This window comes from Streptomyces sp. NPDC005551 (assembly GCF_042871785.1).
Classification (GTDB): domain Bacteria; phylum Actinomycetota; class Actinomycetes; order Streptomycetales; family Streptomycetaceae; genus Streptomyces.
This window is the reverse complement of the sequence record NZ_JBIAJE010000006.1, coordinates 79341-105234: the sequence shown is the minus strand read 5'-3', so window position 1 is coordinate 105234 and position 25894 is coordinate 79341. Positions and strand designations below refer to the sequence as shown.

The window sequence follows — 25894 nt, the reverse complement described above, 5'->3', positions numbered from 1 at the left end:
GGAGGGCGCCCGGCCGGTCGGCCGGGCGCCCTCCTCGTGTGGTCAGCGGTCGTCGTCGTCGGGCCGCAGCGGGTCCTCCGGCAATTCCTCGCTGGTCGTCGGGCTCGGTGTGACCGGCTGCTTGGTCGTCGGCTTGGTGGAGGGCTTCTCCGACGGGGTCGCGCTGTCGCTGGGCGTAGGAGTCGGCGTCGGCTTCTTCGTCGACGGCGTCGCCGACGGCGTGTCGCTGGGTGTGGGAGTCGGCGTCGGCGTCTCGGTCGGCGGGACGGCCGCGCCCTGGGTGGTCTCCAGGTCGAACGCGGTCACCCTGCCCATGGCGGCGAAGGTGTACGAGGCCCAGATCTGGGCGGGGTAACCACCGCCGTTGACGCGGCCGCTGCCCGGGAGGAGACCCGTGGCGCCCTTGAGGGAGACCTGCGTCTGGTTCTTGGCGTCCTCGCCGAAGAGGCCCACCGAGGTGACCAGGGTCGGCGTGTAGCCGGTGAACCAGGCGGACTTGTTGTTGTCGGACGTGCCCGTCTTGCCGGCCACCTGCTGGCCGTTGCGGTCCACCGCCTGGGCGACCGACGCCTGCGCCGTACCGTCGTCGACCACGCCGGTCAGCACGGAGGTGACGGTGTCGGCCGCCTCGCGGCTGATGACCCGCTGGCCGATCGCGGCCGGGATCGTGACCTCGTAGTCCTTGTGCTCGGCGGACTTCACCACGGCGGGGGTGACCTTCTTCCCGTGGTTGTCGAGGGTGGCGTAGACGCCGGCCATCTCCAGCGGGCTGGCGCCCATGGTGCCCAGGGTCTGCGCGGGGACCGCCTGCAGGCCTTCGGTGTCCATGCCCAGGTCGCCGGCGGTCTCCAGGACCTCGTCCATGCCGACGTCGACGCCCATCTGCGCGAAGACGGAGTTGACGGACTTGTTCATCGCGGTCTGGACGGTGACGTCGCCGTAGCTGTGGTTGTCCTCGTTCGGAGGCGCGAAGCCGACCTTGGCGCCGCTGTCCACGACGGGGCGCCTGCTGGTGCCGTCGTAGACCGTGCTCGCCGTGATCGGCTTGCCGTCCTGTGTCGTGGCGCCCTGGTCGAGGGCGGCGGCGAGGATCAGCGGCTTGAACGTGGACGCCGGCTGGTAGTCGCGCCGGGTCGCGTTGTTCACGAAGTGCTTGACGTAGTCCTTGCCGCCGTACAGCGCGAGGACCTTGCCCGTCCTCGGGTCCACGGACGCGGCACCCGCCTGGACGTCACCGTCGACCGGGCGCTTCTTGGCGTTCAGCTTGCTGGTCAGCTGGGTCTTGACGGCCTTCTCCAGCTGCTCCTGCTTCTTCTTGTCGATGTTCAGGGTGAGCGTCCAGCCGCCCGCCTCGACCTTCGCCTCGGCGTCCTCCAGGTCGACGGCGGAGCCCTGGGCGACGAGCTGCTTCATCAGCGCCTTGTTGGCCGCGTCGACGAGGTAGCCGGTCTGGCCCTCCATGCCGGGCGCGCCCTTGGGGGCCTTCGGCACGGGGAACGTCATGTCCTGGCGGTCGCCCTCGTCCAGCCAGCCCTGCTCGACCATGTTGTCGAGGGTGTAGTTCCAGCGGTTCTTGACCAGCTTCCTGCCGGTGTCGGTGGCGACCGCCCAGTCGTACTGGCTCGGGGCCTGGAGGAGCGAGGCGAGGTACGCGCCCTGCTCGACCGACAGGCGCTCGGCGTCCTCCTGGTAGTAGGCCTGCGCCGCTGCCTGGATGCCGTACGCGCCGCGGCCGTAGTAGCTGGTGTTGATGTAGCCCGCGAGGATGGCGTCCTTGGACTTCTGGCGGTCCACCTTCAGCGAGATGACCAGTTCCTTCAGCTTGCGCGTGACGGTCTGGTCCTGGGTGAGGTAGTAGTTCTTGACGTACTGCTGGGTGATCGTCGAGCCGCCCTGCTTGCCCTTGCCCGAGAGCGTGTTGACGATTCCGCGGGCGGTGCCCTTGAGGTCCACGCCCGAGTCCTTGTAGAAGGACTTGTTCTCGGCGGCGACGAAGGTGCGCTGGACCTTCTTGGGGACCTTGCCGAGGTCGACGATCTCGCGGTTCACGTCGCCCGTCCGCGCCAGGACGGTGCCGTCGCTGTACTCGTAGACGTTGCTCTGGAGTTTCGCGGCCGCGTTGCCCTCGGGGACGCCGACGACCATGTACAGCACGACGAACGCGCCCAGTACGAGCAGGCACAGGCCGAAGAACGTGCCGACGATCTTCTTCCAGGTGAAGAAGCGGCGTATGCCACCGCGGGTGCCCTTGGCCCCGGACGAGCTCCGGGGCGCCGCGCGGCGGCCACCACGCTGCCGCGCTCGTCTCTCTTCCGCTCGTCCCATGGGTCCGATCCGCTCCGCTTCGGTCTCGTGTCGCGTGGTCGTGTCTCGTGGTCGTGCCGTGCTCCCGTGTCACGCCGGTGCTCGTGCGTCACACAGGTTCGCCGCTCAGGTCAGCTCAGAAAGCTAACACCGCGCGGTATGACAAAGCGCAGCCGATCCGGTCTTTTACGGACGTGAGAATCAGCACCCGTCCCAACAGAACCGACGATCCATGGACACAGAAGGTTGCCGGACGCTATAAAGTGATATCACTTAGATAGAGTTGAGCTAACAACCAGTGCCGTCCGGACGAGCGCCGCGCGGCACGGAACGGGGGGACATCCATGTCCGCACACGAGACCGCGCCGGACGCGACGACCGACGCCGACCTGCCGGAGATGCCCGCGCCGCGCGTGCGGGAGTTCGCCGCGCACAGCATCGGCGGCGGGCTCGCGCTGCTGCTGGGGCTGCTCGGACTGCTGGCGTCCGCCGGCCTGATCGTCGGCGCCACGACGGTCACCGCCACCGGAGTCAAGGCCGCGCTGATCATCGGGGGCGTCCTGATCGGCATCACCGCCTTCTTCGCCATGTGCGGCCTGAACACGGTGGCGCCCGGCGAGGCCCGGGTGGTCCAGCTCTTCGGACGGTACCGGGGGACGATCCGGCAGGACGGTCTGCGCTGGGTGAACCCGCTGACGTCGAGGACCAAGATCTCGACCCGGGTCCGCAACCACGAGACCGCCGTCCTCAAGGTCAACGACGCCTACGGCAACCCGATCGAGCTCGCCGCGGTCGTGGTCTGGAAGGTCGAGGACACCGCGCAGGCCAGCTTCGAGGTGGACGACTTCCTGGAGTTCGTCGCCACCCAGACCGAGGCGGCCGTACGGCACATCGCCATCGAGTACCCCTACGACGCGCACGACGAGGACGGCCTGTCGCTGCGCGGCAACGCGGAGGAGATCACCGAGAAGCTCGCCGTCGAGCTGCACGCGCGCGTGGAGGCCGCCGGCGTCCAGATCATCGAGTCGCGGTTCACGCATCTCGCGTACGCTCCCGAGATCGCGTCGGCGATGCTCCAGCGCCAGCAGGCGGGGGCGGTCGTGGCGGCGCGGCGGCAGATCGTCGACGGTGCCGTCGGGATGGTCGAGGCGGCGATCGCCCGCATCGCCGAACGGGAGATCGTCGAGCTGGACTCCGAGCGGAAGGCGGCGATGGTGTCGAACCTGATGGTGGTGCTCTGCGGGGACCGTGCGGCGCAGCCCGTGCTGAACACCGGGTCCCTCTACCAGTGACGGCTCCGGCGGAGGGAACTCCCGCGGAAGGTGCGCCCCGGCGCCGGCCGCAGCAGCGCAAGCAGGTGCTGCTGCGGCTGGACCCGCTCGTCCATGACGCGCTGGCCCGCTGGGCCGGGGACGAACTGCGGTCCACCAACGCCCAGATCGAGTTCCTGCTGCGGCGGGCGCTGGGGGAGGCGGGGCGGCTGCCGGGGGCGGCGGGACCGATTCCTCGCCGGGGGCGTCCGCCGGTTGCCTCCGGGGAGCCGGAGGACTGACGCCCGCCGTGTCGGCCCGACCGGCCTCGCCCTCGAACGCCGGCCGGGCGCCATCTCCACGGAAGGGCTGAAGAACCCAGCCCCCGCGAGGCAGCTCGGTGACGGAACCGTGACATCCGTCGCTGACCTGGCCGGAAGCGCACCCCGCCCCGGTCTGTCCACTGCATGTATACGCGAGGTGTATACGCACTGTGTAGAGTGCTCCGCATGTCCATCGGTCACACACTCCTGGGACTCCTCGAGTCCGGGCCCCGCCACGGCTACGACCTGAAGCGGGCCTTCGACGAAAAGTTCGGTCACGACCGGTCGCTGCACTACGGCCAGGTCTACTCGACGATGTCCCGTCTGCTGAAGAACGGCCTCGTGGAGGTCGACGGAATCGAGGCGGGCGGCGGACCGGAGCGCAAGCGGTACGCCATCACCGACGCGGGCATCACCGATGTCCAGCGCTGGCTCGCGACCCCCGAACCCCCCGATCTGTACCTTCAGTCGACCCTGTACACGAAGGTCGTCCTGGCGCTGCTCACCCGCCGTGACGCGGCGCAGATCCTCGATACGCAGCGCGCCGAGCACCTGCGGACGATGCGCATCCTGACCGACCGCAAGCGCAAGGGCGACCTCGCGGACCAGCTGATCTGCGACCACGCCCTGTTCCACCTGGAGGCCGACCTGCGGTGGCTCGAACTCACCGCGGCGCGGCTCGACAAGCTCGCCGAGGCGGTGACCCGGTGACGTCTCCCGCCGGTTCCCTGCTGACGGCGACGGAACTCCGCAAGACGTACGGCCCGACCACCGCCCTGGACGGCGCCGAGTTCTCCATCCACCCGGGCGAGGTCGTCGCCGTGATGGGTCCCTCCGGCTCCGGCAAGTCCACGCTGCTGCACTGCCTCGCCGGCATCGTGCCGCCCGACTCGGGCTCGATCATGTACGACGGCCGGGAGATGGCCGGCATGAGCGACGCCCAGCGCAGCGCCCTGCGGCGCGGCGACTTCGGGTTCGTGTTCCAGTTCGGGCAGCTCGTCCCGGAGCTGACCTGCGTCGAGAACGTCGCGCTGCCGCTGCGGCTCAACGGCACTGGCCGCAAGGAGGCCGAACGCACCGCCCTGTCATGGATGCAGCGCCTCGAGGTCGACGATCTCGCGGGCAAGCGCCCCGGCGAGGTCTCCGGCGGCCAGGGGCAGCGGGTCGCCGTCGCCCGCTCGCTGGTCACGGGCCCGCGGGTGCTCTTCGCCGACGAGCCGACGGGCGCGCTCGACTCCCTCAACGGCGAGCGCGTGATGGAGCTGCTCACGGACGCGGCCCGCTCGACCAACGCGGCCGTCGTCCTCGTCACGCACGAGGCCCGGGTGGCCGCGTACTCCGACCGCGAGATCGTCGTGCGCGACGGCAAGTCCCGTGACATGGAGCGCGTCGTATGAGCGCCCGCCAGTGGACCCGGGACCTGGCCATGGGCGCCCGGTTCGCGGTCACCGGCGGCCGTGAGGGCTGGGGACGCGTCCTGCTGACGGCGGTCGGAGTGGGACTCGGGGTGGCACTGCTGCTGCTCACCACCGCGATCCCCAGCGCTCTCGACGCCCGGCACGAGCGGGAACGCGCCCGCAACGACATGACGTACAGCTCGGTGGTCGGCAAGAAGAGCGACAAGTCCCTGCTCATCGCCACCGCCGACACCACCTTCCGGTCCAAGGACGTGCGCGGGCGGCTGATCCAGCCCGAGGGCGTCCGCGCACCGCTGCCGCCGGGGGTGGGGAAGTTCCCCGGGGCCGGCGAGATGGTCGTCTCGCCCGACCTGGCCCGGCTCCTGAAGTCCGGCGAGGGCAGGCTGCTGCGCGAGCGGCTCCCCTACCGGATCAGCGGCACGGTCGGCGACACGGGCCTGGTCGGCCCGCACGAACTCGTCTACTACGCGGGCTCCCAGGACCTTTCCCGGACGGAACGCACCAGCACTGTCCGGATCGAGCGCATCGACTCGTTCGGGTCGGTACACCAGGGCGGTGAGAGGCTCGATCCCGTCCTGCTGCTGCTCATCATGATCGTCTTCGTGGTGCTGCTGATGCCGGTCGGGGTCTTCATCGCCGCGGCCGTGCGCTTCGGCGGCGAGCGGCGCGACCGCAGGCTCGCGGCGCTGCGCCTGGTCGGCGCCGACGGGCGGATGACCCGCAGGATCGCGGCCGGCGAGGCCCTGGCGGGGGCACTCGTCGGACTGGTTTTCGGCGCCGGGTTCTTCCTGGCGGGCCGCCGGCTCGCGGGGATGATCGAGCTGTTCGAGATCAGTGTGTTCCCGGGCGATCTCCGCCCGACGCCCACGCTGGTGGCGCTGATCGCCGTCACCGTCCCGGCCGCGGCGGTCGCGGTGACCCTCCTCGCGCTGCGCGGGGTCGTCATCGAGCCCCTGGGTGTCGTCCGCACGGCCAGGCCCGCGCGGCGCCGGCTGTGGTGGCGGCTGCTGGTGCCGCTGGGCGGACTGGCGCTGCTCTACCCGATGATCGGGCAGGGGCGGGACAACGGGGACTTCAACCAGTACATGGTGGTCGGCGGTGTCATCCTGCTGCTGGTCGGCGTGACCGCACTGCTGCCCTGGGTCGTCGAATCCGTCGTGGCCCGGCTGAACTCGGGCGGGGTCGCCTGGCAACTGGCCGTCCGGCGACTCCAGCTGAGCAGCGGCAGCGCGGCGCGCATGGTCAACGGGATCGCGGTGGCGGTGGCCGGCGCGATCGCCCTGCAGATGCTGTTCGCCGGGGTCGAGGACGACTACACCAAGGAGTCCCGCAACGACCTCTCGCGTGCGCAGATGCAGATCACCGTGCCGTACGGCGTCCCCGTGGCCGAGGCCGCCGGACGCTTCGAACGGACGGAGGGGGTGCGGCGCGTGACGCCGCTGTCCTTCGCCGGGGTGGGCGAAAGCGCCAGGAACCCCGACGTGTCGGTGAACCTGACCGTCGGCGACTGCACGTCGCTGCGCGAGGTGGCGCGGCTGCCCTCGTGCCGTGACGGGGACGTCTTCGCCGTGGAGGGCGCCGAGTACGACAGGGGGACCCTGGACCTGGGCAAGTCCGGCCGGACGCTCTACATCGACCCGTCCTACGACGGCAGCCCCAAGCACCACCAGGTCGCCTGGACCGTGCCCCCGCACCTGAAGAAGGCCGCGTCGCGCGAGGACCCGACGGGCTGGGAGCGCGGGGGAATACTGATCACCACCGGCGCCCTGCCCGCGAAGGCGGCCTCGGCCGTCGAGGGCCAGCTCTTCCTGCAGATCGACCGCTCGGTGCCGGACGTCCACGACCTCGTACGGAACACCGCGGCGGGGATCGGTCCGCTCACCAACACCAACTCCTGGTCGGAGAGCGAGCGTTCGGGGCGCTTCAACTCCATCCGGACGGGTCTGTTCGTCGGCGCGACCGGTGTCCTCGTCCTGATCGGCGCGAGCCTGCTGGTCTCACAGCTGGAGCAGCTGCGCGAGCGCAAGAAGCTCCTGTCGGCGCTGGTCGCCTTCGGCACCCGGCGCCGCACGCTGAGCCTGTCGGTGCTGTGGCAGACCGCGATCCCGATCGCGCTCGGCCTGCTGCTCGCCACCACGGTGGGCCTGACCCTCGGCACCGTCCTGCTGAAGATGACGCAGACCTCGGTGTCCGTGGACTGGCCGAGCGTGCTGTCGATGGCGGGCATCGGCGCGGGCGTCGTCCTGCTGGTGACGGCGCTGAGCCTGCCCCCGCTGCTGCGGCTGATGCGACCGGACGGGCTGCGCACCGAGTAGCACCGGGCGGGTCGCGACCGGGCGGGCCCGCGCACCGCGTGGCACCGGCCGGGCCCGACGGCGCGTCACAGCACCCGGACCGGCAGCGGCCGCAGCGCCTCCCTGAGCGCTGCGGCCAGCTCCTCGTACTCGGCACCCCGCGCGGCGCCCGCCCGCATCGCCAGCGCGATCTGCCGAGTGGGCGCCGGATCCGCGAAGTACCCGGTGAGGAGCTGGTTGCTGCGGCTCGTCTCGACCTTGACGGCGGTGCGCGGCAGCAGGGTCACGCCGAGTCCGCCCGCCACCAGCTGGACCAGCGTGGAGAGTCCGGCGGCGGTGGTGGTGACCGGCGCGTCGGCGCGGCCGGCCTCCCGGCAGATGTCCAGCGCCTGATCGCGCAGGCAGTGCCCCTCGTCCAGCAGCAGCAGGTTCAGCTCGCGCAGCGCCTGGCGCGGGATCCCCTCCCGGCCGCCGAGCCAGTGGTCGAGCGGGGTGACCAGGACGAAGTCCTCGTCGAACAAGGGGAGTTCGACCACGCCCGGCATGCCGAGCGGCACCGCGAGCAGCAGCAGGTCCAGCCGCCCGACGGCGAGCCCGTCCAGCAGGTTGGCCGTCTGCTCCTCGTGGACCTGGAGGTCGAGGTCGGGGTAGCGGTCGTGGACCAGCTTCAGGACGGTAGGCAGCAGGTACGGCGCCACGGTGGGGATCACTCCGAGCCGCAGCACCCCCGTGAACGGCGCCCGTACCGCCTCGGCCTCCTCCATCAGCGCCCCGACCGCGTCGAGCACCGCCTTGGCCCGTACGGCGAGACGCTCGCCCTCGGGCGAGAGGAGCACCTTGCGCGTCGTACGCTCCAGCAGGGTCACCCCGAGCGTCTCCTCCAGGGCCGAGACGGCACCCGACAGGGCGGGCTGGCTCATGCCGATCGCGGCGGCGGCGTCCCGGAAGTGCAGGTGCTCCGCGACGGCGGCGAACGCCCGCAGCTGCGCGAGGCTGGGCTGCCGCCGGCCGTTGCCCTTGGAGCCGAGAGAACCCTTCGGGCCGAGGGAACCCTTGGGACCGAGGGAGCCCTTGGGACCGAGCGGCCCGTTCCCGAGGGGGCTCTGCACACCCGGGGAAACCACGGGACCCGTCGAGCCGCTCGCGCTCACCATGGCCATACCCCTTACTCATTGCTACTGATAGCCGACACCGATCAACACGACCGAGTGTAGCTATTTCACTAATCAATGCAGCCTGTGCCAACATCATCAGCGTCCAACCCATGGGATACATCCTCAAAAGGGGTGTTTCCTCGCTGCAAGGAGAGCGCGTGCTCACTGTTGGTGACAAGTTCCCCGAGTTCGACCTGACCGCCTGCGTCTCGCTGGAGAAGGGCGAGGAGTTCCAGCAGATCAACCACAAGACCTACGAGGGTCAGTGGAAGGTCATCTTCGCGTGGCCCAAGGACTTCACCTTCGTGTGCCCGACCGAGATCGCCGCCTTCGGCAAGCTGAACAGCGAGTTCGCCGACCGTGACGCCCAGGTGCTCGGCTTCTCCGGCGACTCCGAGTTCGTCCACCACGCCTGGCGCAAGGACCACGAGGACCTGCGCGACCTGCCCTTCCCGATGATGGCCGACTCGAAGCACGAGCTCATGCGTGACCTCGGCATCGAGGGCGAGGACGGCTTCGCCAAGCGCGCCGTCTTCATCGTCGACCAGAACAACGAGATCCAGTTCTCCATGGTGACCGCCGGCTCCGTCGGCCGTAACCCCAAGGAGGTCCTGCGGGTGCTCGACGCCCTGCAGACGGACGAGCTGTGCCCGTGCAACTGGACCAAGGGCGAGACCACCCTCGACCCGGTCGCGCTGCTGGCCGGTGAGTGACCCTCATGGCTCTCGATGAACTCAAGTCCGCCATACCGGACTACGCCAAGGATCTCCGGCTGAACCTCGGTTCGGTGATCGGCAACTCCGAGCTTCCGCAGCAGCAGCTGTGGGGCACGGTGCTCGCCTGCGCCATCGCGTCCCGCTCCCCGCGGGTCCTGCGGGAGCTGGAGCCCGAGGCCAAGGCGAACCTCTCGGCCGAGGCGTACGGCGCCGCCAAGTCCGCGGCCGCCATCATGGCGATGAACAACGTCTTCTACCGGACGCGGCACCTGCTCTCCGACCCGGAGTACGGGACGCTGCGCGCCGGTCTGCGGATGAACGTCATCGGCAACCCCGGTGTCGAGAAGGTCGACTTCGAGCTGTGGTCGCTCGCCGTCTCGGCCGTCAACGGCTGCGGGCAGTGCCTCGACTCGCACGAGCAGGTGCTCCGCAAGGCCGGGGTCGACCGGGAGACGATCCAGGAGGCGTTCAAGATCGCCTCGGTGATCCAGGCGGTCGGTACGACGCTGGACGCGGAAGCCGTTCTCGCCGAGTAGTCCTCGGCCGCTTCCCGGAGCCCCGCTCACCGTCAGGTGGGCGGGGCTCCGCCCGTTCGCGCCCCTGTGCCCCTACTCGTCCCGTCCCCGGACCCCCGTCATCACGCTTCGCGCTCGTCCGCGAACGCCGGGCGGGCCGGGAGTTCAGCCCGCGGCGCGCTCTGCACCTGGGCCTGGCGCAGGGCGGTCTCCTCGGCGTAGGAGCGGAGGTAGCCGACGACCGAGTTGGTGACGGCGACCAGCGGCACCGCCACGACCGCGCCGCCGATCCCCGCGATCATCCCGCCCGCGGCGACGGACAGGACGACGGCGAGCGGGTGCACCCGCACGGCCCGCCCGAGGATGAACGGCTGGAGGATGTGCCCCTCGATCTGCTGGACGGCGAGGACCACGGCGAGGACCATGACGGCCGCGAACACGCCCTGGGTGACGAGCGCGACGACGACGGCGAGGGCGCCCGACACCACGGCTCCCACGAGCGGGATGAAGGCGAAGAGGAAGATGAAGACGGCGAGCGGGACGGCCATCGGGACGTCGAGGAAGTAGATGCCGAGGCCGATGAAGATGGCGTCGATCAGGGCGACGATCACCGTGCCCCGGACGTAGGCGGTCAGCGTGCGCCAGGCACGCGGACCGGCGCCGGCGACACCCGGACGGGCGGCGGCGGGGACGAGCTTGAGCGTCCACTGCCAGATGCGCTTGCCGTCGTACAGCAGGAACAGCGTCGAGAACATCGTCAGCAGGATCCCGGTCAGGCCCTCCACGATGACCGTGACGCCTTCGAGCCCGGCGGACGTGATCTGGTCCGTGTTGGCCCCGACCGCCTCGCGCAGGTTCTTGGCGATCTCGTTGATCTGCTTGTCGGTGACGTGGAACGGGCTGTTGAGAAGCCACTTGCGCAGCTCGTCGATGCCGTCCTGGACCTGGCTGGAGAGGTTGTCGATGTTCTCCATGACCTGCCACACCACGAACCAGCCGACCAGGCCCATGACGACGAACCCGAGGATCGCGGTGAGCGCCGTCGCAAGTCCCCGCGGGACGCCGAGCCGGCGCAGCCGCGCCACCGTGGGCTGGAGCAGCGCGGTGATGAGCAGCGCCGCCACGAAGGCGAGGATCACCAGCTGCACGGCGCTGATGACCCGCATCAGCACCCAGACGGTGCCCGCGAGGACGAGCAGCCGCCAGCCGGCCTCGGCCGCGACCCGTACGCCCCACGGCACGGCCGCGGAAGGGTCGGGGCGGGCGGCCACGGCGGGCGCGTACAGGGGAGGCGCCGGGACGTGTTCGGACGCGGAGTCCTCAGCCGCGGAGGTGGTGGTTCCGTCCCCGTCGTCCGCCGGGTCCTTCCGGGTGCGGCCGGGCGCGCGGCGGCCCGGGACGGGCGCCGCGGATCCGCGGGGGACGTCCGCGTCGTCGGGCTCCCCCCGCGTCTCTCGCTCGACCTCGGCGCGGCGCTCGTCCAACCGCTCTCCCCACTCGGTCAGTGATGCTCCGATACGACCGAGCCATCTGGGCACTCGCGACATGATCCGTCCTCTTCCCCCGTTGCTCCCCACCACTCCCCCGGAGTCGTACCGTCCGACGGTACCCCGCCGGTCGCGGCACGGCCGAAGCCCCTCACCCGAGGACGGGGAGGGGCTTCGTGAGGTTCCGTCGGCGCGTCACCGCCGGACCGTTCCTAGTACCAGTGGTTGGCCTGCCAGAACGTCCAGGCCTCGCACGGGCTGCCGTAGCGGCTGTCCATGTAGTTGAGACCCCACTTGATCTGGGTGGCCGGGTTCGTCTGCCAGTCGGAACCAACGGACGACATCTTCGAACCGGGCAGCGCCTGGAAGAGACCGTAGGCACCGGAAGAGGCGTTGACCGCCTTGTAGTTCCAGCTGGACTCGTGGTCCACGATGTTGCTGAAGCACTGGAACTGGCCGCTCGGCACCACCTGGCGCGCCATCGCCTGGATCTGCGCGATGCTGTACGAGCTCTGGACGGCGAAGGTGGACACGTCGCGCGTGGCGGAGCGGCTGGCCTTGGTGGCGGCCTCCGCCTTCTTGCGCTCCTTGGCCTCCTGCTCGGCCTTCTCCGCGGCCTTCTGCTTGGCGATCGCGTCCTCGGCGGCCTGCTTGCGGGCCGCTTCCTCCGCGTCCTTCTTGGCGCTGGCGTCCGCGGCGATGGCCTGGACGTCCGCCTGCTGCGTCAGGGAGGCGGTCTGCACCTGGGCCTGCTGCCCCGCGGGGATGTCCGCGAGGAGCGTCGCGTCGCTGGCCGTCGCCTCGGCGTCGTTGGGGGACTGCGCGGTGCTGCCCGCGGCAACACCGGTGACGGCGCCAACAGCGGTGACCGCGGTGGCAGAAGCCACTGCGAATCCCCGGACCGAAATCCGGCTCACTCGGTTTCCTTCCAGCATCGCCCGCTGTAGGTGACCCTCGCGGACGCAATCGTGCCCCTTGGCGCTGGCCTCCCAACTGCGGGGTCACGGGAGGCACGGACCCGGTGGGCAACTCCCGCTCGGGGAGTGCCGCGTGGTGCTCGGGCGGCATACGACGGCTCTATGGAGTTCTGGTGGTTCCTGTTGTGCCGTATCTCCCCCAGTGCCTTGAAGGGCCTGGGAGGTACCCCCATGGGTACACGTGTGTCGTATGCGGGGCCTGACAGGAACGAGACTCTGCCGTAACCCGACGCCGCGAGGCAATTCTCCGTTGCGTGTGAAAGCTCACACCTCGTTTGCCCCAGTGGTTTCTCGGAAACGGGCGCGCAACAAGACGCCGCCCGGCTAGGCTCTTCGCCTTTGCCGGACGGCGCCAATCAGTCCGCAACCGCACCAAGTTGCCCGGTACGGGACGGGTGACCCTAGATGTGTCCGTCCTCCAGCATTTCGGTCACCAGGGCGGCGATCTGCGACCTTTCGGACCGATTGAGGGTGACGTGCGCGAAGAGCGGATGGCCCTTCAGTTTCTCGACCACGGCGACCACTCCGTCGTACCGGCCGACCCGCAGATTGTCCCGCTGCGCCACGTCGTGGGTCAGTACGACCCGCGAATTGGCGCCGATCCGGGACAACACGGTCAGCAGTACGTTCCGTTCCAGGGACTGCGCCTCGTCCACGATCACGAAGGCGTCGTGCAGGGAACGGCCGCGGATGTGCGTGAGCGGCAGGACCTCCAGCATCCCGCGTGAGGTGATCTCCTCGATGACCTCGCGGCTGGTGACCGCGGACAGCGTGTCGAAGACCGCCTGCGCCCAGGGGCTCATCTTCTCGGACTCGGAGCCGGGCAGATAGCCGAGCTCCTGACCGCCCACCGCGTACAGCGGCCGGAACACCATCACCTTCTGGTGCTGGCGCCGCTCCAGCACGGCCTCCAGACCCGCGCAGAGCGCGAGCGCGGACTTGCCGGTGCCGGCCCGGCCGCCCATCGACACGATCCCGATGTCCGGATCGAGCAGGAGGTCGAGAGCGATGCGCTGCTCGGCACTCCGTCCCTTGATCCCGAAGGCCTCCCGGTCACCGCGGACGAGCCGGACGTTGCCGTCGGGCGTGACGCGCCCGAGGGCCTTGCCCCGCTCCGACTGGATCGTCAGACCCGTGTGCACCGGCAGCTCGGCCGCCTCGGGGACGTAGGCGTGGCCCTCCTCGAAGAGGACGTCCACCTGCTCGCCCGGGAGCGTCAGTTCGGACATCCCGGTCCAGCCCGACGAGCCCGTGACGGCGAGTTCCGCCCGGTACTCCTCGGCGAGGAGGCCGACGGACGACGCCTTGATCCTGAGCGGCAGGTCCTTCGACACGACCGTGACGTCGTAGCCCTCGGCCTGCAGGTTGCGGGCGACCGCGAGGATGCGCGAGTCGTTGTCCCCCAGGCGGTAGCCGCTGGGCAGGATGCTGGGGTCCGAGTGATTGAGCTCGACGCGCACGGTCCCGCCGAGTTCCCCGACCGGGATCGGGGCGTCGAGCCGGCCGTGCCGTACCCGGAACTCGTCGAGCAGGCGCAGGGCCTGCCGGGCGAAGTAGCCGAGTTCGGGATGGTGCCGCTTGGCCTCCAGTTCCGTGACCACGACGATCGGCAGCACGACTTCGTGCTCGTCGAAGCGGTTCATCGCGTGCGGATCGGCCAGCAGGACGCTGGTGTCGAGAACATAGGTGCGCCGGTCTGGCTTGTGGCGCTTTGCGCTGGTCACCACGGAAGGACGTACCCCCTCGGATGAGGTCGGGGAGCGACGAAGGAGATCTGGACCGGTCTCGGCCACGCTGCGCGGGCCGGGGACCGGCCCTCCGCTTCGTCCGTGCTGACCACACGGTCGGGCTGGTGCAAAGGGCCTCCCGGGCGGACGGCCCCGTGCCGTCCGCTGAGATCCGACACCCGTGGTTCGGGTGTCGACCTGGAGGCTTTATGCCCTGTAACGAGCGCCGCCATGCCAAAGGGCATGACGGCGCGTTCGTTAACTCCCGGTGACGTGTGTCCCCTGGGGGCGGTGTTGTCAGCCGCCGTACCGCCGGTGCCGGGCGGCGTAGTCGCGCAGGGCGCGCAGGAAGTCGACCTTGCGGAAGGCCGGCCAGAAGACCTCACAGAAGTAATACTCCGAGTGGGCCGTCTGCCACAGCATGAACCCGGACAGGCGCTGCTCGCCGCTGGTGCGGATCACCAGGTCCGGGTCGGGCTGGTCACCCGTGTAGAGGTGCTTGCCGATGAGGTCGACGTCGACGGAGTCGGCGAGGTCCGCGATCGTGGTGCCCTTGTCGGCGGCGTCGAGGAGCATGGAACGCACGGCGTCGGCGATCTCCTGGCGGCCGCCGTAGCCGATGGCGACGTTGACGACTATGCCGTCGACGTGCGCCGTGGTCTCCTCGGCCTCCTTGAGGACGGTCTGCATCTGCGAGGGCAGGATGTCGGGCGTGCCCACGTGGTGGACGCGCCAGCGGCCGTCGGCGGCGAGGGTGCGCACGACGCCCTCGATGATCTCCAGGAGGGGGACCAGCTCCTCCTTCGGACGGTCGAAGTTGTCCGTGGAGAGCAGCCAGAGGGTGACGACCTCGACGTCGGTCTCGGAGCACCAGCCGAGGAACTCCTCGATCTTGTCCGCCCCGGCGCGGTGGCCCTGGGCGGCGGTGCTGCCCGCGGCCTTCGCCCACCGGCGGTTGCCGTCCATGATGACGCCGATGTGCTTGGGCACCTGGTCGTGGTCGAGGTGGCCTTCCACCCTGCGTGTGTAGAACCTGACCAGCAGACGGCGCAGGTTGTCGCGCAAGGTCACGTGTTGTCAGCCCCTCCGTGCGGATCAGACAGGCGCGAGCGGGCGCAATCCCTGTCCATATGGCGGTCCCCGGGGGCGAAGCCTACCCCCGCGCAACTGGAGCTCCGCCCAGGGGTGTCAGCGCGGTGAGGCGCTTTCGCATCGATGGACGACTCCCCCGTGTCGCACGCGGCGCCGAGCGGAACCGGGCCGGGACGCCCCGTGGGGGCCACCGCGCGGAAGCACAAAAAACGGGCCGGTCCGTGGGGGGGAGACGGACCGGCCCGAGGGGGGGTTTCCACCATAACCCTTCGTAAGTGATGCTGCGTGCATCGGCGGCAGACAACTACTCTCCGGAGTCGCCCGGCAACGTCCCGATGAACACGGAACCCGTGATTCCAGGCACCGCTCGGCCGGATCACAGCGGATTCGAAGGAGGATCGGGGGAATCCATGGAGGTTTCGGGGGTCTGCGCGCACGTATGAGGTGCCTGGTACCCGTGGGCCGCCGTACTCCAGGTGGGTGACGCGCGTCGCGGACGCCGACTTGACGCGGTTCGCTGGCTTCACCGTCTTGACGCGGTTCGCTAGCTTCACCGTCATGGCCACGTTCACCACGCCGGAAACGCCCGCGCCGGTGCCGCTGGAACTCGCCGGGTCGGCACGCGCGAGACGGCGCGGGCTGCTCGGGCGGGACGGGATCGAGGGGGCACTGCTGCTGAGCCCGGCGAACTCCGTGCACACCCTGGGGATGCGGTTCGCGATCGATGTCGCCCATCTGGACCGGACGTTGCGGGTCAGGGCGGTGCGCACGATGCGGCCGGGCCGGGTGGGACTGCCGCGCCCGTGGGCCCGGCACGTCCTGGAGGCCGAGGCCGGGGCGATGGAACGCTGGGGCGTACGGCGGGGGGTGCGGATCACCGTCCGGGACGACGGTCCGGGAACACCTGCGTGACGCCGCGAAGGGGACCCGGCACCGCGCAGCCCCCTCCACTGCGCGGTACCACACGCGCAGCTTCACTCACGCGACTTCCGTTGATCCGAACCTACGTGAGACGGCCGATCGGGCGCGAGCGGCCCCCGGTAACGATGTGGAAACCCCGTGAGGAAATCCGGGATACGGACGGGCGTCTCATGAAGTGACACCACGGACGTTGCCCGTGCCCGCGCCGCCGCCGACCGCACCGTCGCGGAGCTGTCGCCGGACGACGTGGGCACGCCGTGGAACGGCACGACGGTGTCCCTGCGCTGGGTCCTGGTCCACATGATCGAGGAGACGGCGCGGCACGCGGGTCACATGGACATCGTCCGCGAGCTGATCGACGGCGGCACGGGAGACCACCGGCCGGGCTGAACTCCGGGCCCGGGGCGGTTCACACGGGCTCGCTAGTCCACCAGGGGGCGTACCTCGGTCGCGGCGAAGCGGAGGAAGCCCTCGGGGTCGGGCTCGTCCGCGGTGGGCTGGAGAACGACCGTGTCGGCGCCGGCGTCCGCGAGGCGCCGGACGGCCTCGGCGACGGCCTCGGCGTCCCCCGCCACGCCGTGCTCCTCGGCGGGGTCCTCGCCGTTGGCCTCGATCTCGGCCCGCAGCCGGGCGGCGGCGTCCGGGCCGGTCGCCGCGTGCAGGTAGACGACGACCCGGTGCGGGTCGGTGCGGCCCGCCGACACGCGTCCCTCGTCGATGAGGAGGCGCGCCCGCCGTACGCCCTCGGGGCCGGTGGCGGCGGTCAGGACGGTGCCGTCCGCGGCCTCGCCCGAGAGCCGCAGGGAACGGGGGCCGGTGACCCCGGCCAGCACCGGGGCCGCGGTCACGGGCGGCCAGTCGAGGGCCACGCCGTCCAGCCTGACGTACCGCCCGTCGGTCGTGACGCGCTCACCAGCGAGCAGCGCGCGCAGGGCCGCCAGGTACTCGCGGAGCAGCGTCACCGGCGATTCGGCGCACGCCCCGACCTGCCCCATCCAGTCCTGCACGCCGTGGCCGACGGCGAGGCAGGCACGCCCGGGGAACAGCCGGTGCAGGGTGGCCGCCTCCATCGCGGTGAGGGCGACATTGCGCAGCGGCACCGGCAGCAGGCCCACGCCCACCCGCAGCCGCTCGGTCCAGGCCAGGGCGGCGGCGGCGGTGGAGATCCCGCCTTCGAGGAAGCAGTCCTCCCAGAGCCACAGCTCCTCCAGGCCGGCGTCGTCCGCCAGGCGGGCCAGGGCACGGAGCCGCTCGGGAGGCAGCTGGGGACGGAACACGGCGCCGAGTGCGGTCATGGTCACTTCCTACCGACCGCCCGCCGACCGGGCAACTCCTTTACCGCTCCCCCGCCTTGGCGGACGCTCCCTGCTCGCCCCGCTCCTCCCGCTCGTAGCGCAGCAGGACGACGCCGTTGCCGAAGGTGTGGGTCTCGGCGAGCCGGAGCGGGGTCGGGGCGTCCGCCGGCGCGAAGAGGGGCCTGCCGCGGCCGAGGATCACCGGATGGACGTACACCCGGAACTCGTCGACCAGGCCGTAGTGCAGGAAGGTGGCGGCGAGATCGTGTCCGCTCATGCACAGGTCGCCGCCGGGTGTCTCCTTGAGGGCCATGATCTCCTCGGGGACGACGTCGCGCACGATCGTGGTGTTCCAGTCGGCGTGCTCCAGGGTCCGCGAGAACACCGTCTTCGGGATGTTCCGCCAGATCTCCGCGAACTCGGCGATCGCGGGTTCGACATCCGGACCCGCGTCCGCCGTCGGCCAGAACTCCGCCATCAGCTCGTGCGTCACGCGTCCGGACAGCAGACCGCCCATGCCCCGGACCACCTCGTTGAAGTGCCGGTGCAGTTCCTCGTCGACCAGGTTCCAGTCGAGCTCCCGACCGGGTCCTTCGAAGAACCCGTCGAGTGACACCGACGACATCAGAACGATCTTCCTCATCGAGCCTGTCCCCTTCGTTGCGCCTTCAGCCACGGCGGGGTTCAGCTCTGCTCGCCCCCGCCCGTGGAGTCACCCCTGGGGAACGAGACTTCCACCCGGCGGTTCTTCCGGCGCCCCTGTTCGGAGGTGTTGTCGGCGATCGGATAGTCCTCGCTGTAGCCGCGCACCTCGAACGTGACGTCTCCGTCGAGGTCGCCCGCGAGTTCCTCGTGGACCACTTCCGCGCGCTTCTTGGAGAGCGTCAGGCCGTGCGCGTAGGAGCCGAGGTTGTCGGTGAAGCCGAACACCCTGACGCTCGTCGCGTTCTGCGCCTTGATCTCGTCCGCGATCGCCTGGATGCGGGAGCGCGCCTCGGGGTTCAGCTTCGAACTGTCCTTCGGGAACAGCACCTCCGCCTGCAACGCGAACGTCACGTTCTCGTTCGTGTCCTCCCGGCGCTCCTCACCGCCGAGGTCCTCCACGACCGACTTGATGTCCAGGACCTTGGCGGGGGCCAGGGTGGCGCCGTCGGCGAGCTTCAGGCCCGGGCTGTTCCCGTCCACCTCGGGGGGCGGGGACGTCGTCACGCTGCCCGGCGGGGCGCTCGGGTCCTCGTCGTCCGCGTACGCCGGCCCGGGGAGCCCGAGGGTGACCAGCACGGCCAGGGCCGTGAACGTCGTCGCTGCGGTGCGGTTCGGGAGGGGCATGGGTCACTCGCCCTCGGAGAGTTCGACGGAGGCGGGGGGCATGGCGCCCACCTGGAAGCTGACCTTGCTGGTGCCTTCGGGCGGGGCGGGGAACTGGGCGAACCATTGGGCCGTTTCCCCCTGGCGCACACCGCCGCTGAACTGCGTGCAGAGACAGCGCCCCGAGGTGTCCCGGAGGACGAGATACTTCTTCTTACCCTTCTGGTCGACCAGATTGGCGCCTGCCATGGATCCGCCGTTCTTCGCCAGTTCACGCTCGTCGCCGCGCCAGCTACCAACGGACCAGGCTTTACCGGTGCCATTCACGAGGGTGCCCTCGACCGTGACGAAGCCGCCCTCATCACGCTTAGCGGACGAGATCGTGAGAGTCAGGCCACCCTCACCCTTGACCTCCGCCAACACGGGATTTGCCTCGGCGGGCTTCGGCTCCTTCGACCCTCCCCCGCTGTTGCTCGCAGCCGGCGGTGACGATGCACCCTTGTCGGACTCCTTGTCCTCTCCACCGCCACACCCGGCCACCGTGAGAAGCAGGCCAGCTGCGATCGCCACCGCGTTCAGTGCCCTACGGCCCTTCGTGGTGCGCCGGAAGATCATCGGTACAGCTCCCTCTCACTCGGCCAGATGCACAGAGAACATCACGGACGCGTCAGGAAGGTCGTCCGGATCGAAATCTTCGGGGTCGATGTTCACGCTCTCGCCATCACAGTTCAGCTCCACGGGCTTCTCCGGATCCGCCTCGGGGTCGAAGTCGCACCGCGGTTCGATGACGGCGGTGGCATGGGCGTGCGCGTGCATGCCCTCGGTGCCGGGGAGGATCGAGTCGCCGACCGTGTAGTTGGTCTCGATCTCGACCTCGTACCCCGGAAAGCCGTTCACGGGGACGAACTCCGCGCTCAGCAGGGTCGAGTCGTTGTCGGCAGCCAGTTGCTGAGCAGCAGCCGTGGCTCCGGTACCGTCCGGGATGTCCTCGCCCAGCCAGTCCACCCAGTCCTCCCCCTGCTCGATGGCCATCAGTAGGCCATCGAGTGCTTCGTCCCTGGCGTCCTGCGCTGCCGCCAACGCCGCAGCGTCCGCCGCGGACTGAGCTCCATTGCGGGCGGACGCTGCCTGAGCGAACGCAAAGAGGGCGAGTGCGGCGAAGAGCAGAGTTGCCGTCAGCCAAATGTAAATAGGCAAGGTCTGTCCGCGATCACCCAGCGTAGGTACGGCTGTCAGCCGCCGATGACATCCGTCACCGCGTTGAGGATCGCGTCCGAGATCAACCCGTCCAACCCCAGCCCATCGATCAACGTGAAGATCCCCGCAATGATGATCATCAACCCCGCATACTCCACGAACCCCGCCCCCGCATCCCGGTCCTTGCCCTTCATCCGGGTGATCACGGTCCTGGTCCAGCTGTCGAACCTGTTCATCGTCACTGCCCTCCCGCCCGACGCCACTTCCGACCCGAGCACCGTACGTGAGAACTCGCCTACTCCGGGTGGGTCCAGGGGCCCAACTTCCGGGGATGGGAATCACCGGGTCCACCCCCCGCGGGCGGTGCCCAGCCAGTGGGCTATCGCTTCGCTGCGCGAAGAACTGTGCAGCTTCGCGAAGATGCGGTTGATGTGGTTCTTCACGGTCTTCTCGCTGATGAAGCAGGCGGCGGCGATCTGCCGGTTGTTCATGCCGGACGCGATGAGATCCATGACCTCCACCTCCCGAGAACTCAGGCCGTAGTCACTCCGGTTGGGGCCGTGACGGGGCGGCCCGGTGACGGTGCCGGTCCGCGCCTCCGACGAATGTGCCACAGCCGGTTGCACATGCGAAGAGATTTGGTCCGGTTCGTAGGAAACACCGAGCGAATCCGTGATGGTGGCCCGTCCGTACCTCATGTCTCGTACGGCGGTGATCAGTTCGGCGGCGGTGAACTCCCCGTGGACGAGATAGCCGACGGCGCCCCGGCGCAGCGCCTCGGCCACGACCTCGGGCTCCCGGCTGTACGTCAGCATCATCACCGGTGCCAGACGCGCGAGTTGGGGTAGCGCGGTGAGGCCGTCGGTGCCGGGCATGCGGACGTCGAGCAGGACGACGTCCGGGGCGCTCCGGCTCGCGGCCGTCACGGCTTCGCGGCCGTCCGCCGCCTCGGCGACGACCTCGATGTCCGGGTGGGCGCCCAGCAGGGCGCTCAGTCCGGCGCGTACGACCGGGTTGTCGTCGGCCACGAGCACACGCAGGGGCCGGTCGGAGCGTGCCTGGTCAGGCATGGGCGGCCTCCTCTCGGGGGATGGGGCGGGCCGGTCCGGGGAGCGGGCAGGCCAGGAGGATCTCCGTGCCGCCCTGCGGGGGGCCCGACAGGTGCAGGCGCCCGCCGAGGGAGGACGCCCGTTCCACCATGCCGAGCAGGCCGAAGTGGCCGGATTCCGTCAGTTCGTCGAGCACCGCGGTGGGCGGGAGCCCCACGCCGTCGTCCCGGACGCTCAGCCGCAGGACCCCGGACGCGGTGTCGGCGTCGAGACCGAGGACCACGACGGTGGCGCGCGCGTGCCGGTGGGCGTTCTCCAGCGCCTCCGAGACGATCGCCAGCAGGTGCTGTGCCGTCGCGTACGGGAGTGCGGGGACGGTGCCCGTGCAGCGCAGTTCCGCGGGGAGGGCCGTACGGGCCGTGAAGTCGTGCACGCGGCGGGCGAGTTCGCCGGCCAGGTCCCTTCGTGCCGCGGTCAGGTCGGTCTGGTGGCGCAGGTCGGAGAGCAGTTCGCGGGACTCCGTCGCGGCCCGGCGGGCGGCGCCCGCCACCAGCGTCGCCCGGCGTTTGAGGGTGCCGGGGTCGCAGGAGTCCGCCGATCCGGCCAGCGCCTCCGCGGCGAGGGCCAGGCCGTGCAGGGTCTTGGCGACCGAGTCGTGCATCTCACGGGCGAGGCGCGCCCGTTCGGACTCCACGGCCTCCGCCACCGCGAGCCGGGAGGTCGCCTCCGACAGGGCCTGACTCGCCGTACCGAAGCGGAACATCAGGTTGCGCAGGGTGACGCCGATGATGCCGGCGCCGACGCAGAACCCGGCGATCAGAAGGGTGCTGGCGCCGGTGCCCGGCCGGTGCTCCCAGCTCCGGAACACCGTCAGCAGCACGACCAGCTGGAGGCCGGTGAAGACGCCGGAGCCGCGCCAGCCGTACAGCAGGCCCGCGAGCAGCGGGGTGCAGACCGTGGCGTAGGCGAGAGGGGAGGCCGGGGACGCGGTGAGCAGCAGGACCGCGCCGAAGGTCAGGTCCACGGCCAGCAGGCTCGGGTGGGCGAGGAGGCGGGGGCCGAAGCGGTCCCAGTCCCGGAGCATGGCGTACGAGCCCATCACGCCCAGGACGGCCGCGGCGAGGACCGTGTGGCGGGCCGGGCCGTCCGCCGCGTTGGCCATCGCGAAGGGCGCACCGACCGCGACCGCCGCGAGGCGCACGGCGAACGCCTGGCGGCACAGGGCCTGGAGGGCGCTGAGCTGGAGGCGGACGCTGCCGGGAGCCGGGGCGTCGTCGGCGAGATACCCGGCGTCGGCGCCCCGGGGCCAGCCCGGGTCCGCCTCGCCGGCCCGGTCACCGCCGGAACCCGTGCGTGCGTATGTGCTGACGACCGCGCCCACCTCCGGGCCGGCCGTCGCGTCCGTGCTCACGACCGGACCCGCCTCCGCGCCCGCTTCCGCGTCCGGCCTCACGTCCGGAGCCGCCTCCGCGCCCGCCTCCGGGCCCGCCTCCGCGTCCGTGCTCACGACCGGACCCGCCTCCGCGTCCGGCTCCGGGCCCGCCCCCGCGTCCGGGCCCGCCGTCGCGTCCGTGCGCGCGTCGTAGCGCCGCGCCCGCGCGTACCGCCCACCGCGGTGTGCCGTCACTCGGCCGAGCCGGAGGCCTCTCATCAGCGGCCCAGGATCGAGCCGAAGTTCGTGCCGGACCCGAGGAACATCCCGGTCGCGATGAGGATCATCGTTGCGGGGAGCATGAACACGAGCGTCACCATCGTCGCCTTGGGGATGGTCTTCGCGGCGCGGCGGCGGGCGTTCTGGGCGTCGGTCCTGCGCATGTCGGTGGCGAGCTGGATGAGCGTCTCGGCGATCGGCGAGCCCAGTTCCTCGCCCTGCTGGAGGGCGGACACGAACTGGGCGACGGACTCGGAGGAGTTGCGGCGGCGCAGTTCGTCGAAGGCCTGGCGACGGCTGACGCCCATGTCCATCTGGCGCAGGGTGATGCGCAGTTCGTCCGCCCACGGGCCTTCGTACTTCTCCGCGACCCGGTCCAGGGCCTGGCGGAAGCCGAGGCCGGCGGAGACCACGACCGCCAGCACGTCGAGGAAGTCGGGCAGCGTGCGGTCGATGACGTCCTTGCGCTCCCGGATCGCCTGCCAGATCAGGGCGTCGGCGGCGAGCAGTCCGAAGGCGAGCGTGGCGACGGCGAAGAGGGGCCGGCCGTTGGAGAGGAAGACCAGGCCGAGTACGAGGCCGAAGACGCCGTACACCGCGCGGCGGGCCGCGTAGCGGCTGAGGGTGAGGCCGCCGGGGTTGCCCGCCATGTCGATGCGGCGCCGTTTGGCGTCGACGCGGCGGGGGCCCATCATGCGCAGGACGACGGGTGCGAAGCGCATGCCGAGGCGGTCGACGGCCGAGTCCGCCTTGGACACCCGGGTCGCGCCGACCTCCAGGGCGAGCACCAGGTCGCCGGGGAGCTTGGCGTCGGCGCGGATCATGCGGATGCCGAGGAGGGCGCCGGCGACGGCCGCGCCCATCAGGACGGCGAGCAGCAGGGCCTGCAATGGAATCTCCCCCTCACACTTCGATCTTGCCGAGTCGGCGGATGACGAAGAAGCCGACGGTGTAGAGGCCGAGCGAGATCAGGACGAGCGCCTGGCCGAGCGGGGAGCCGGTGACCCGGGCGAGGGCGCCCTCGTTCGAGGAGTTGATCAGCAGCAGCGAGCCGAGGCCGAGGAGCGGCACGGTGAAGGCCGTCGCGTTCACCTCGGAGAGCATGGTGCGGACCTCGCGCCGGGTCTCCTTGCGGTCCTCCAGGGTCTGGGTGAGGTTGCGCAGCGAGCTGACGACCGAGCCGCCCGCCTTGTTGGCGAGGACGAGGGTGGTGACCAGGACGACGAGCTCGCGGGACGGGAGGCGCTCGGCGAGCTCGCTGAGCGCGTCGTCGATGGACCTGCCCAGGGTGAGGTGGTCGGCCACCCGGGCCAGTTCCTCGCCGGCCGGCGCCTCCAGTTCCTCGGCGGCCATCGCCAGCGCCGTGCGCAGGGCGAGTCCGGCGGCGGTGGCGTTGGCCAGCAGCCGTGCCACGTCGGGGAGTTGGCTGATGAAGGCCTCGATGCGTTTCTGGCGCTGCCAGTTGAGGAAGATCGCCGCGCTCCAGACGGCGACGAGACCGGCGATCGGCCCGAAGAAGGGGGCCAGGGTGGTGGCCGCGATCAGCCACAGTGCGACGACGACGGCGACGACGTAGGTGGAGAACTCGCCTGCCGTCAGGTCGAGTCCGGTCGCCGACAGCCGCAGGTGGATGGTGCGCCCGAGGCGGGTGCGGCGCAGCCTGCGGTCGATTCCGGTGAACCGGCGCGCGCGGCCCGCGGTGTCCCGGACGGATCCGCCGGACAGGCGGTCCTCGAGGGCCCGGCGCTGGGCGCGGCCGGCGGCGTACGCGTGCACGCCGGCGACGGCGAGGGTGCCGCACAGGACGGTGGCGCCGAGGGTGAGCAGGGCGGGGTTGTTCATGCCTGCCTCCCGTGCGGGGTGGGGGCCGTCATCCGATGGCCTGCCTCGTGTCGAGGACGTCGACGGCCTCGGCGACGCCGAAGGCGGGCGGCAGTGGTTCGCCCGCGACGTACAGCTTCTCGGCGATCCGGCGGGGCAGGGGGAGGTGTTCGAACCGGCCGTGGACGACACGGTCGGGGCCGGTGGGACTCGGGACGAAGCGGGAGACGGTCGCGATGCGGAACTGTTCACGGCCGTGCGAGACGAGCAGGGCGACCTCGGCGATCTTGCGGGAGCCGTCGGCGTGCCGGGAGAGCTGCACGACGACCTCGACGGCCGAGTTGATCTGGTCCTTGAGTGCCTCGAAGGGGATCTGCACCTCGGACATCGAGCCGAGGGTCTGGAGCCGCATCAGGGCGTCCTCGGCGGAGTTCGCGTGCACGGTGGCGAGGGAACCGTCGTGGCCCGTCGACATCGCCTGGAGCATGTCGAGGGTCTCCCCGCCGCGGACCTCGCCGACGATGATGCGGTCGGGGCGCATGCGCAGGGAGTTGCGGACGAGGTCGCGGATGGTGATCTGGCCCTTGCCCTCGACGTTCGGGGGCCGGGACTCCAGGCGGATGACGTGCTCCTGCTGGAGCTGGAGTTCGGCCGAGTCCTCGATGGTGATGATGCGCTCGTGGGAGGGGATGAGTCCGGAGAGCGCGTTGAGCAGGGTCGTCTTCCCGGTGCCCGTGCCGCCGCTGACGATGACGTTGAAGCGGGCGCGGACGAAGGCCGCCAGCAGCATCAGCAGCTGCTCGTCCAGGGAGCCGAGCCCGATGAGTTCCGGGAGGGTGTAGGCGCGCGGGAAGCGGCGGATCGTGAGGGTGGGGCCGGTGAGGGCGAGCGGCGGGATGATGACGTTGACGCGCTCGCCGGTGGGGAGCCGCGCGTCGACCATCGGGTTGGACTCGTCGACCCTGCGGTTGACGGTGGAGACGATGCGTTCGATGGTCTGCATGAGCTGTTCGGTGGAAGCGAAGCGCAGCGGGAGCTGCTCGACGCGGCCGGCCCGTTCGACGAAGATCGAGTCGGGGCCGTTGACCATGATCTCGGTGATGGACGCGTCGGCGAGGAGGGGTTCGAGGACGCCGAGCCCGAGGGCTTCGTCGACGACGCGCCGGATCAGCTGGGAGCGTTCGGCGGAGGACAGGACGGGTCCCTCGCGGCTGATGATGTGGCCGAGGACGCGCTCCAGACGGGCGCGCCGTTCGGTGGCGGCCAGGCTGGACATCTCCGCGAGGTCGATCTCCTCGAGGAGCTTGGCGCGGTAGACGGCGACGAGGTGTCCGTCCTCGCGGGCGGGTCCCCCCTCTTCGGGGGCGGCGGCGATACGGGAACGCAGGCTCATGT

25 protein-coding genes and 1 pseudogene are annotated in these 25894 nt (G+C 70.6%); 9 read left to right on the top strand and 17 right to left on the bottom strand.

From position 1 onward, the window contains the following. Positions 1–42 precede the first annotated feature (42 nt). On the bottom strand, positions 43–2325 hold the full coding sequence (locus tag ACFYP4_RS18525; RefSeq protein WP_358851676.1) for a transglycosylase domain-containing protein: 2283 nt from the start codon (positions 2323–2325) through the stop codon (positions 43–45). A gap of 323 nt (positions 2326–2648) precedes the next feature. On the opposite strand from ACFYP4_RS18525, the gene ACFYP4_RS18520 reads away from it, so the two are divergent. The 5 genes from ACFYP4_RS18520 to ACFYP4_RS18500 all read left to right on the top strand — a co-directional run bounded on the left by ACFYP4_RS18520 (position 2649) and on the right by ACFYP4_RS18500 (position 7610). Further along, the gene (locus ACFYP4_RS18520) at positions 2649–3596 is read left to right on the top strand and encodes an SPFH domain-containing protein (RefSeq protein WP_358851677.1); all 948 of its coding nucleotides are present in this window, start codon (positions 2649–2651) and stop codon (positions 3594–3596) included. Then, a complete protein-coding gene (locus ACFYP4_RS18515; RefSeq protein ID WP_358851678.1) occupies positions 3593–3856 on the top strand; it encodes a hypothetical protein in 264 nt (87 codons plus the stop codon). Before ACFYP4_RS18520 ends, ACFYP4_RS18515 begins: the two co-directional genes overlap by 4 nt. A 207-nt stretch (positions 3857–4063) precedes the next feature. Further along, a complete protein-coding gene (locus ACFYP4_RS18510; RefSeq protein WP_358851679.1) occupies positions 4064–4588 on the top strand; it encodes a PadR family transcriptional regulator in 525 nt (174 codons plus the stop codon). Further along, positions 4585–5274: an ABC transporter ATP-binding protein gene (locus ACFYP4_RS18505; protein WP_358851680.1), complete on the top strand. Its 690-nt coding sequence runs from the start codon at positions 4585–4587 to the stop codon at positions 5272–5274. The genes ACFYP4_RS18510 and ACFYP4_RS18505 overlap by 4 nt, the downstream gene beginning before the upstream one ends. Beyond that, the gene (locus ACFYP4_RS18500; protein WP_358851681.1) at positions 5271–7610 is read left to right on the top strand and encodes an FtsX-like permease family protein; all 2340 of its coding nucleotides are present in this window, start codon (positions 5271–5273) and stop codon (positions 7608–7610) included. The genes ACFYP4_RS18505 and ACFYP4_RS18500 overlap by 4 nt, the downstream gene beginning before the upstream one ends. A 65-nt stretch (positions 7611–7675) precedes the next feature. On the opposite strand, the gene ACFYP4_RS18495 is transcribed toward ACFYP4_RS18500, so the two are convergent. After that, a complete protein-coding gene (locus ACFYP4_RS18495) occupies positions 7676–8749 on the bottom strand; it encodes a LysR substrate-binding domain-containing protein (RefSeq protein WP_388786335.1) in 1074 nt (357 codons plus the stop codon). Positions 8750–8901: 152 nt separating this feature from the next. Here ACFYP4_RS18495 and ACFYP4_RS18490 point away from each other — a divergent pair, with 152 nt between their 5' ends. Together ACFYP4_RS18490 and ACFYP4_RS18485 are read left to right on the top strand one after the other, a co-directional pair. Then, on the top strand, positions 8902–9456 hold the full coding sequence (locus tag ACFYP4_RS18490) for a peroxiredoxin (protein WP_358851683.1): 555 nt from the start codon (positions 8902–8904) through the stop codon (positions 9454–9456). Positions 9457–9461: 5 nt separating this feature from the next. Next, complete coding sequence (locus ACFYP4_RS18485; protein ID WP_358851684.1) at positions 9462–9995, top strand: alkyl hydroperoxide reductase; 534 nt, start codon at positions 9462–9464, stop codon at positions 9993–9995. Between the two features lie 101 nt (positions 9996–10096). On the opposite strand, the gene ACFYP4_RS18480 is transcribed toward ACFYP4_RS18485, so the two are convergent. The 4 genes from ACFYP4_RS18480 to ACFYP4_RS18465 all read right to left on the bottom strand — a co-directional run bounded on the left by ACFYP4_RS18480 (position 10097) and on the right by ACFYP4_RS18465 (position 15236). Further along, positions 10097–11521 (bottom strand): AI-2E family transporter, encoded by a 1425-nt coding sequence (locus tag ACFYP4_RS18480; protein ID WP_388786332.1) that lies wholly within the window; start codon positions 11519–11521, stop codon positions 10097–10099. A 152-nt stretch (positions 11522–11673) separates the two neighbouring features. After that, positions 11674–12396, bottom strand: coding sequence for a transglycosylase SLT domain-containing protein (locus ACFYP4_RS18475; protein ID WP_358851686.1), 723 nt, complete (start codon positions 12394–12396; stop codon positions 11674–11676). A gap of 443 nt (positions 12397–12839) precedes the next feature. Then, positions 12840–14165, bottom strand: a complete 1326-nt coding sequence (locus ACFYP4_RS18470) for a PhoH family protein (RefSeq protein ID WP_358851687.1) — start codon at positions 14163–14165, stop codon at positions 12840–12842. 297 nt (positions 14166–14462) lie between these two features. Then, positions 14463–15236, bottom strand: a complete 774-nt coding sequence (locus tag ACFYP4_RS18465; protein ID WP_358851688.1) for an isoprenyl transferase — start codon at positions 15234–15236, stop codon at positions 14463–14465. Positions 15237–15815: 579 nt separating this feature from the next. Here ACFYP4_RS18465 and ACFYP4_RS18460 point away from each other — a divergent pair. Further along, positions 15816–16169 carry a DUF192 domain-containing protein gene (locus tag ACFYP4_RS18460; RefSeq protein WP_358851689.1) on the top strand — a complete coding sequence of 118 codons (354 nt, stop codon included), beginning with the start codon at positions 15816–15818 and terminating at the stop codon, positions 16167–16169. Positions 16170–16370: 201 nt separating this feature from the next. Beyond that, positions 16371–16568 (top strand): annotated as a pseudogene (locus ACFYP4_RS18455) (DUF664 domain-containing protein); the annotation flags it as partial. A 32-nt stretch (positions 16569–16600) separates the two neighbouring features. On the opposite strand, the gene ACFYP4_RS18450 reads toward ACFYP4_RS18455, so the two are convergent. The 11 genes from ACFYP4_RS18450 to ACFYP4_RS18400 form a co-directional block, all read right to left on the bottom strand. Then, positions 16601–17473: an LLM class flavin-dependent oxidoreductase gene (locus ACFYP4_RS18450; protein WP_388786329.1), complete on the bottom strand. Its 873-nt coding sequence runs from the start codon at positions 17471–17473 to the stop codon at positions 16601–16603. Positions 17474–17513: 40 nt separating this feature from the next. After that, entirely contained in the window at positions 17514–18116 is a 603-nt protein-coding gene (locus tag ACFYP4_RS18445) for a dihydrofolate reductase family protein (protein WP_388786327.1), read from the bottom strand. Positions 18117–18157: 41 nt separating this feature from the next. Next, positions 18158–18802: an OmpA family protein gene (locus ACFYP4_RS18440; protein WP_358851692.1), complete on the bottom strand. Its 645-nt coding sequence runs from the start codon at positions 18800–18802 to the stop codon at positions 18158–18160. A 3-nt stretch (positions 18803–18805) separates the two neighbouring features. After that, positions 18806–19396, bottom strand: a complete 591-nt coding sequence (locus tag ACFYP4_RS18435) for a hypothetical protein (protein ID WP_358851693.1) — start codon at positions 19394–19396, stop codon at positions 18806–18808. Positions 19397–19411: 15 nt separating this feature from the next. Beyond that, complete coding sequence (locus tag ACFYP4_RS18430) at positions 19412–19978, bottom strand: pilus assembly protein TadG-related protein (RefSeq protein ID WP_358851694.1); 567 nt, start codon at positions 19976–19978, stop codon at positions 19412–19414. Between the two features lie 35 nt (positions 19979–20013). Next, entirely contained in the window at positions 20014–20214 is a 201-nt protein-coding gene (locus tag ACFYP4_RS18425; protein WP_358851695.1) for a hypothetical protein, read from the bottom strand. A 102-nt stretch (positions 20215–20316) separates the two neighbouring features. Next, on the bottom strand, positions 20317–21048 hold the full coding sequence (locus ACFYP4_RS18420) for a response regulator (protein ID WP_388786324.1): 732 nt from the start codon (positions 21046–21048) through the stop codon (positions 20317–20319). Continuing rightward, positions 21041–22654, bottom strand: coding sequence for a sensor histidine kinase (locus ACFYP4_RS18415; protein WP_388786322.1), 1614 nt, complete (start codon positions 22652–22654; stop codon positions 21041–21043). The genes ACFYP4_RS18420 and ACFYP4_RS18415 overlap by 8 nt, the downstream gene beginning before the upstream one ends. A gap of 23 nt (positions 22655–22677) precedes the next feature. Then, the gene (locus tag ACFYP4_RS18410) at positions 22678–23568 is read right to left on the bottom strand and encodes a DUF5936 domain-containing protein (RefSeq protein WP_388786320.1); all 891 of its coding nucleotides are present in this window, start codon (positions 23566–23568) and stop codon (positions 22678–22680) included. 13 nt (positions 23569–23581) lie between these two features. After that, complete coding sequence (locus ACFYP4_RS18405; protein WP_388786318.1) at positions 23582–24520, bottom strand: type II secretion system F family protein; 939 nt, start codon at positions 24518–24520, stop codon at positions 23582–23584. 28 nt (positions 24521–24548) lie between these two features. Next, positions 24549–25892, bottom strand: a complete 1344-nt coding sequence (locus ACFYP4_RS18400; protein ID WP_358851700.1) for a CpaF family protein — start codon at positions 25890–25892, stop codon at positions 24549–24551. Positions 25893–25894 lie beyond the last annotated feature (2 nt).

Bases quoted from the DNA above. Each gene is read 5' to 3' on its own strand.
- ACFYP4_RS18405 (WP_388786318.1), bottom strand. From the start codon at position 24,520: ATGAACAACCCCGCCCTGCTCACCCTCGGCGCCACCGTCCTGTGCGGC.
- ACFYP4_RS18450 (WP_388786329.1), bottom strand. From the start codon at position 17,473: ATGACCGCACTCGGCGCCGTGTTCCGTCCCCAGCTGCCTCCCGAGCGG.
- ACFYP4_RS18485 (WP_358851684.1), top strand. From the start codon at position 9,462: ATGGCTCTCGATGAACTCAAGTCCGCCATACCGGACTACGCCAAGGAT.
- ACFYP4_RS18525 (WP_358851676.1), bottom strand. From the start codon at position 2,325: ATGGGACGAGCGGAAGAGAGACGAGCGCGGCAGCGTGGTGGCCGCCGC.
- ACFYP4_RS18420 (WP_388786324.1), bottom strand. From the start codon at position 21,048: ATGCCTGACCAGGCACGCTCCGACCGGCCCCTGCGTGTGCTCGTGGCC.
- ACFYP4_RS18440 (WP_358851692.1), bottom strand. From the start codon at position 18,802: ATGCCCCTCCCGAACCGCACCGCAGCGACGACGTTCACGGCCCTGGCC.
- ACFYP4_RS18495 (WP_388786335.1), bottom strand. From the start codon at position 8,749: ATGGCCATGGTGAGCGCGAGCGGCTCGACGGGTCCCGTGGTTTCCCCG.
- ACFYP4_RS18460 (WP_358851689.1), top strand. From the start codon at position 15,816: ATGGCCACGTTCACCACGCCGGAAACGCCCGCGCCGGTGCCGCTGGAA.
- ACFYP4_RS18400 (WP_358851700.1), bottom strand. From the start codon at position 25,892: ATGAGCCTGCGTTCCCGTATCGCCGCCGCCCCCGAAGAGGGGGGACCC.
- ACFYP4_RS18520 (WP_358851677.1), top strand. From the start codon at position 2,649: ATGTCCGCACACGAGACCGCGCCGGACGCGACGACCGACGCCGACCTG.
- ACFYP4_RS18425 (WP_358851695.1), bottom strand. From the start codon at position 20,214: ATGAACAGGTTCGACAGCTGGACCAGGACCGTGATCACCCGGATGAAG.
- ACFYP4_RS18500 (WP_358851681.1), top strand. From the start codon at position 5,271: ATGAGCGCCCGCCAGTGGACCCGGGACCTGGCCATGGGCGCCCGGTTC.
- ACFYP4_RS18510 (WP_358851679.1), top strand. From the start codon at position 4,064: ATGTCCATCGGTCACACACTCCTGGGACTCCTCGAGTCCGGGCCCCGC.
- ACFYP4_RS18435 (WP_358851693.1), bottom strand. From the start codon at position 19,396: ATGATCTTCCGGCGCACCACGAAGGGCCGTAGGGCACTGAACGCGGTG.
- ACFYP4_RS18445 (WP_388786327.1), bottom strand. From the start codon at position 18,116: ATGAGGAAGATCGTTCTGATGTCGTCGGTGTCACTCGACGGGTTCTTC.
- ACFYP4_RS18475 (WP_358851686.1), bottom strand. From the start codon at position 12,396: ATGCTGGAAGGAAACCGAGTGAGCCGGATTTCGGTCCGGGGATTCGCA.
- ACFYP4_RS18480 (WP_388786332.1), bottom strand. From the start codon at position 11,521: ATGTCGCGAGTGCCCAGATGGCTCGGTCGTATCGGAGCATCACTGACC.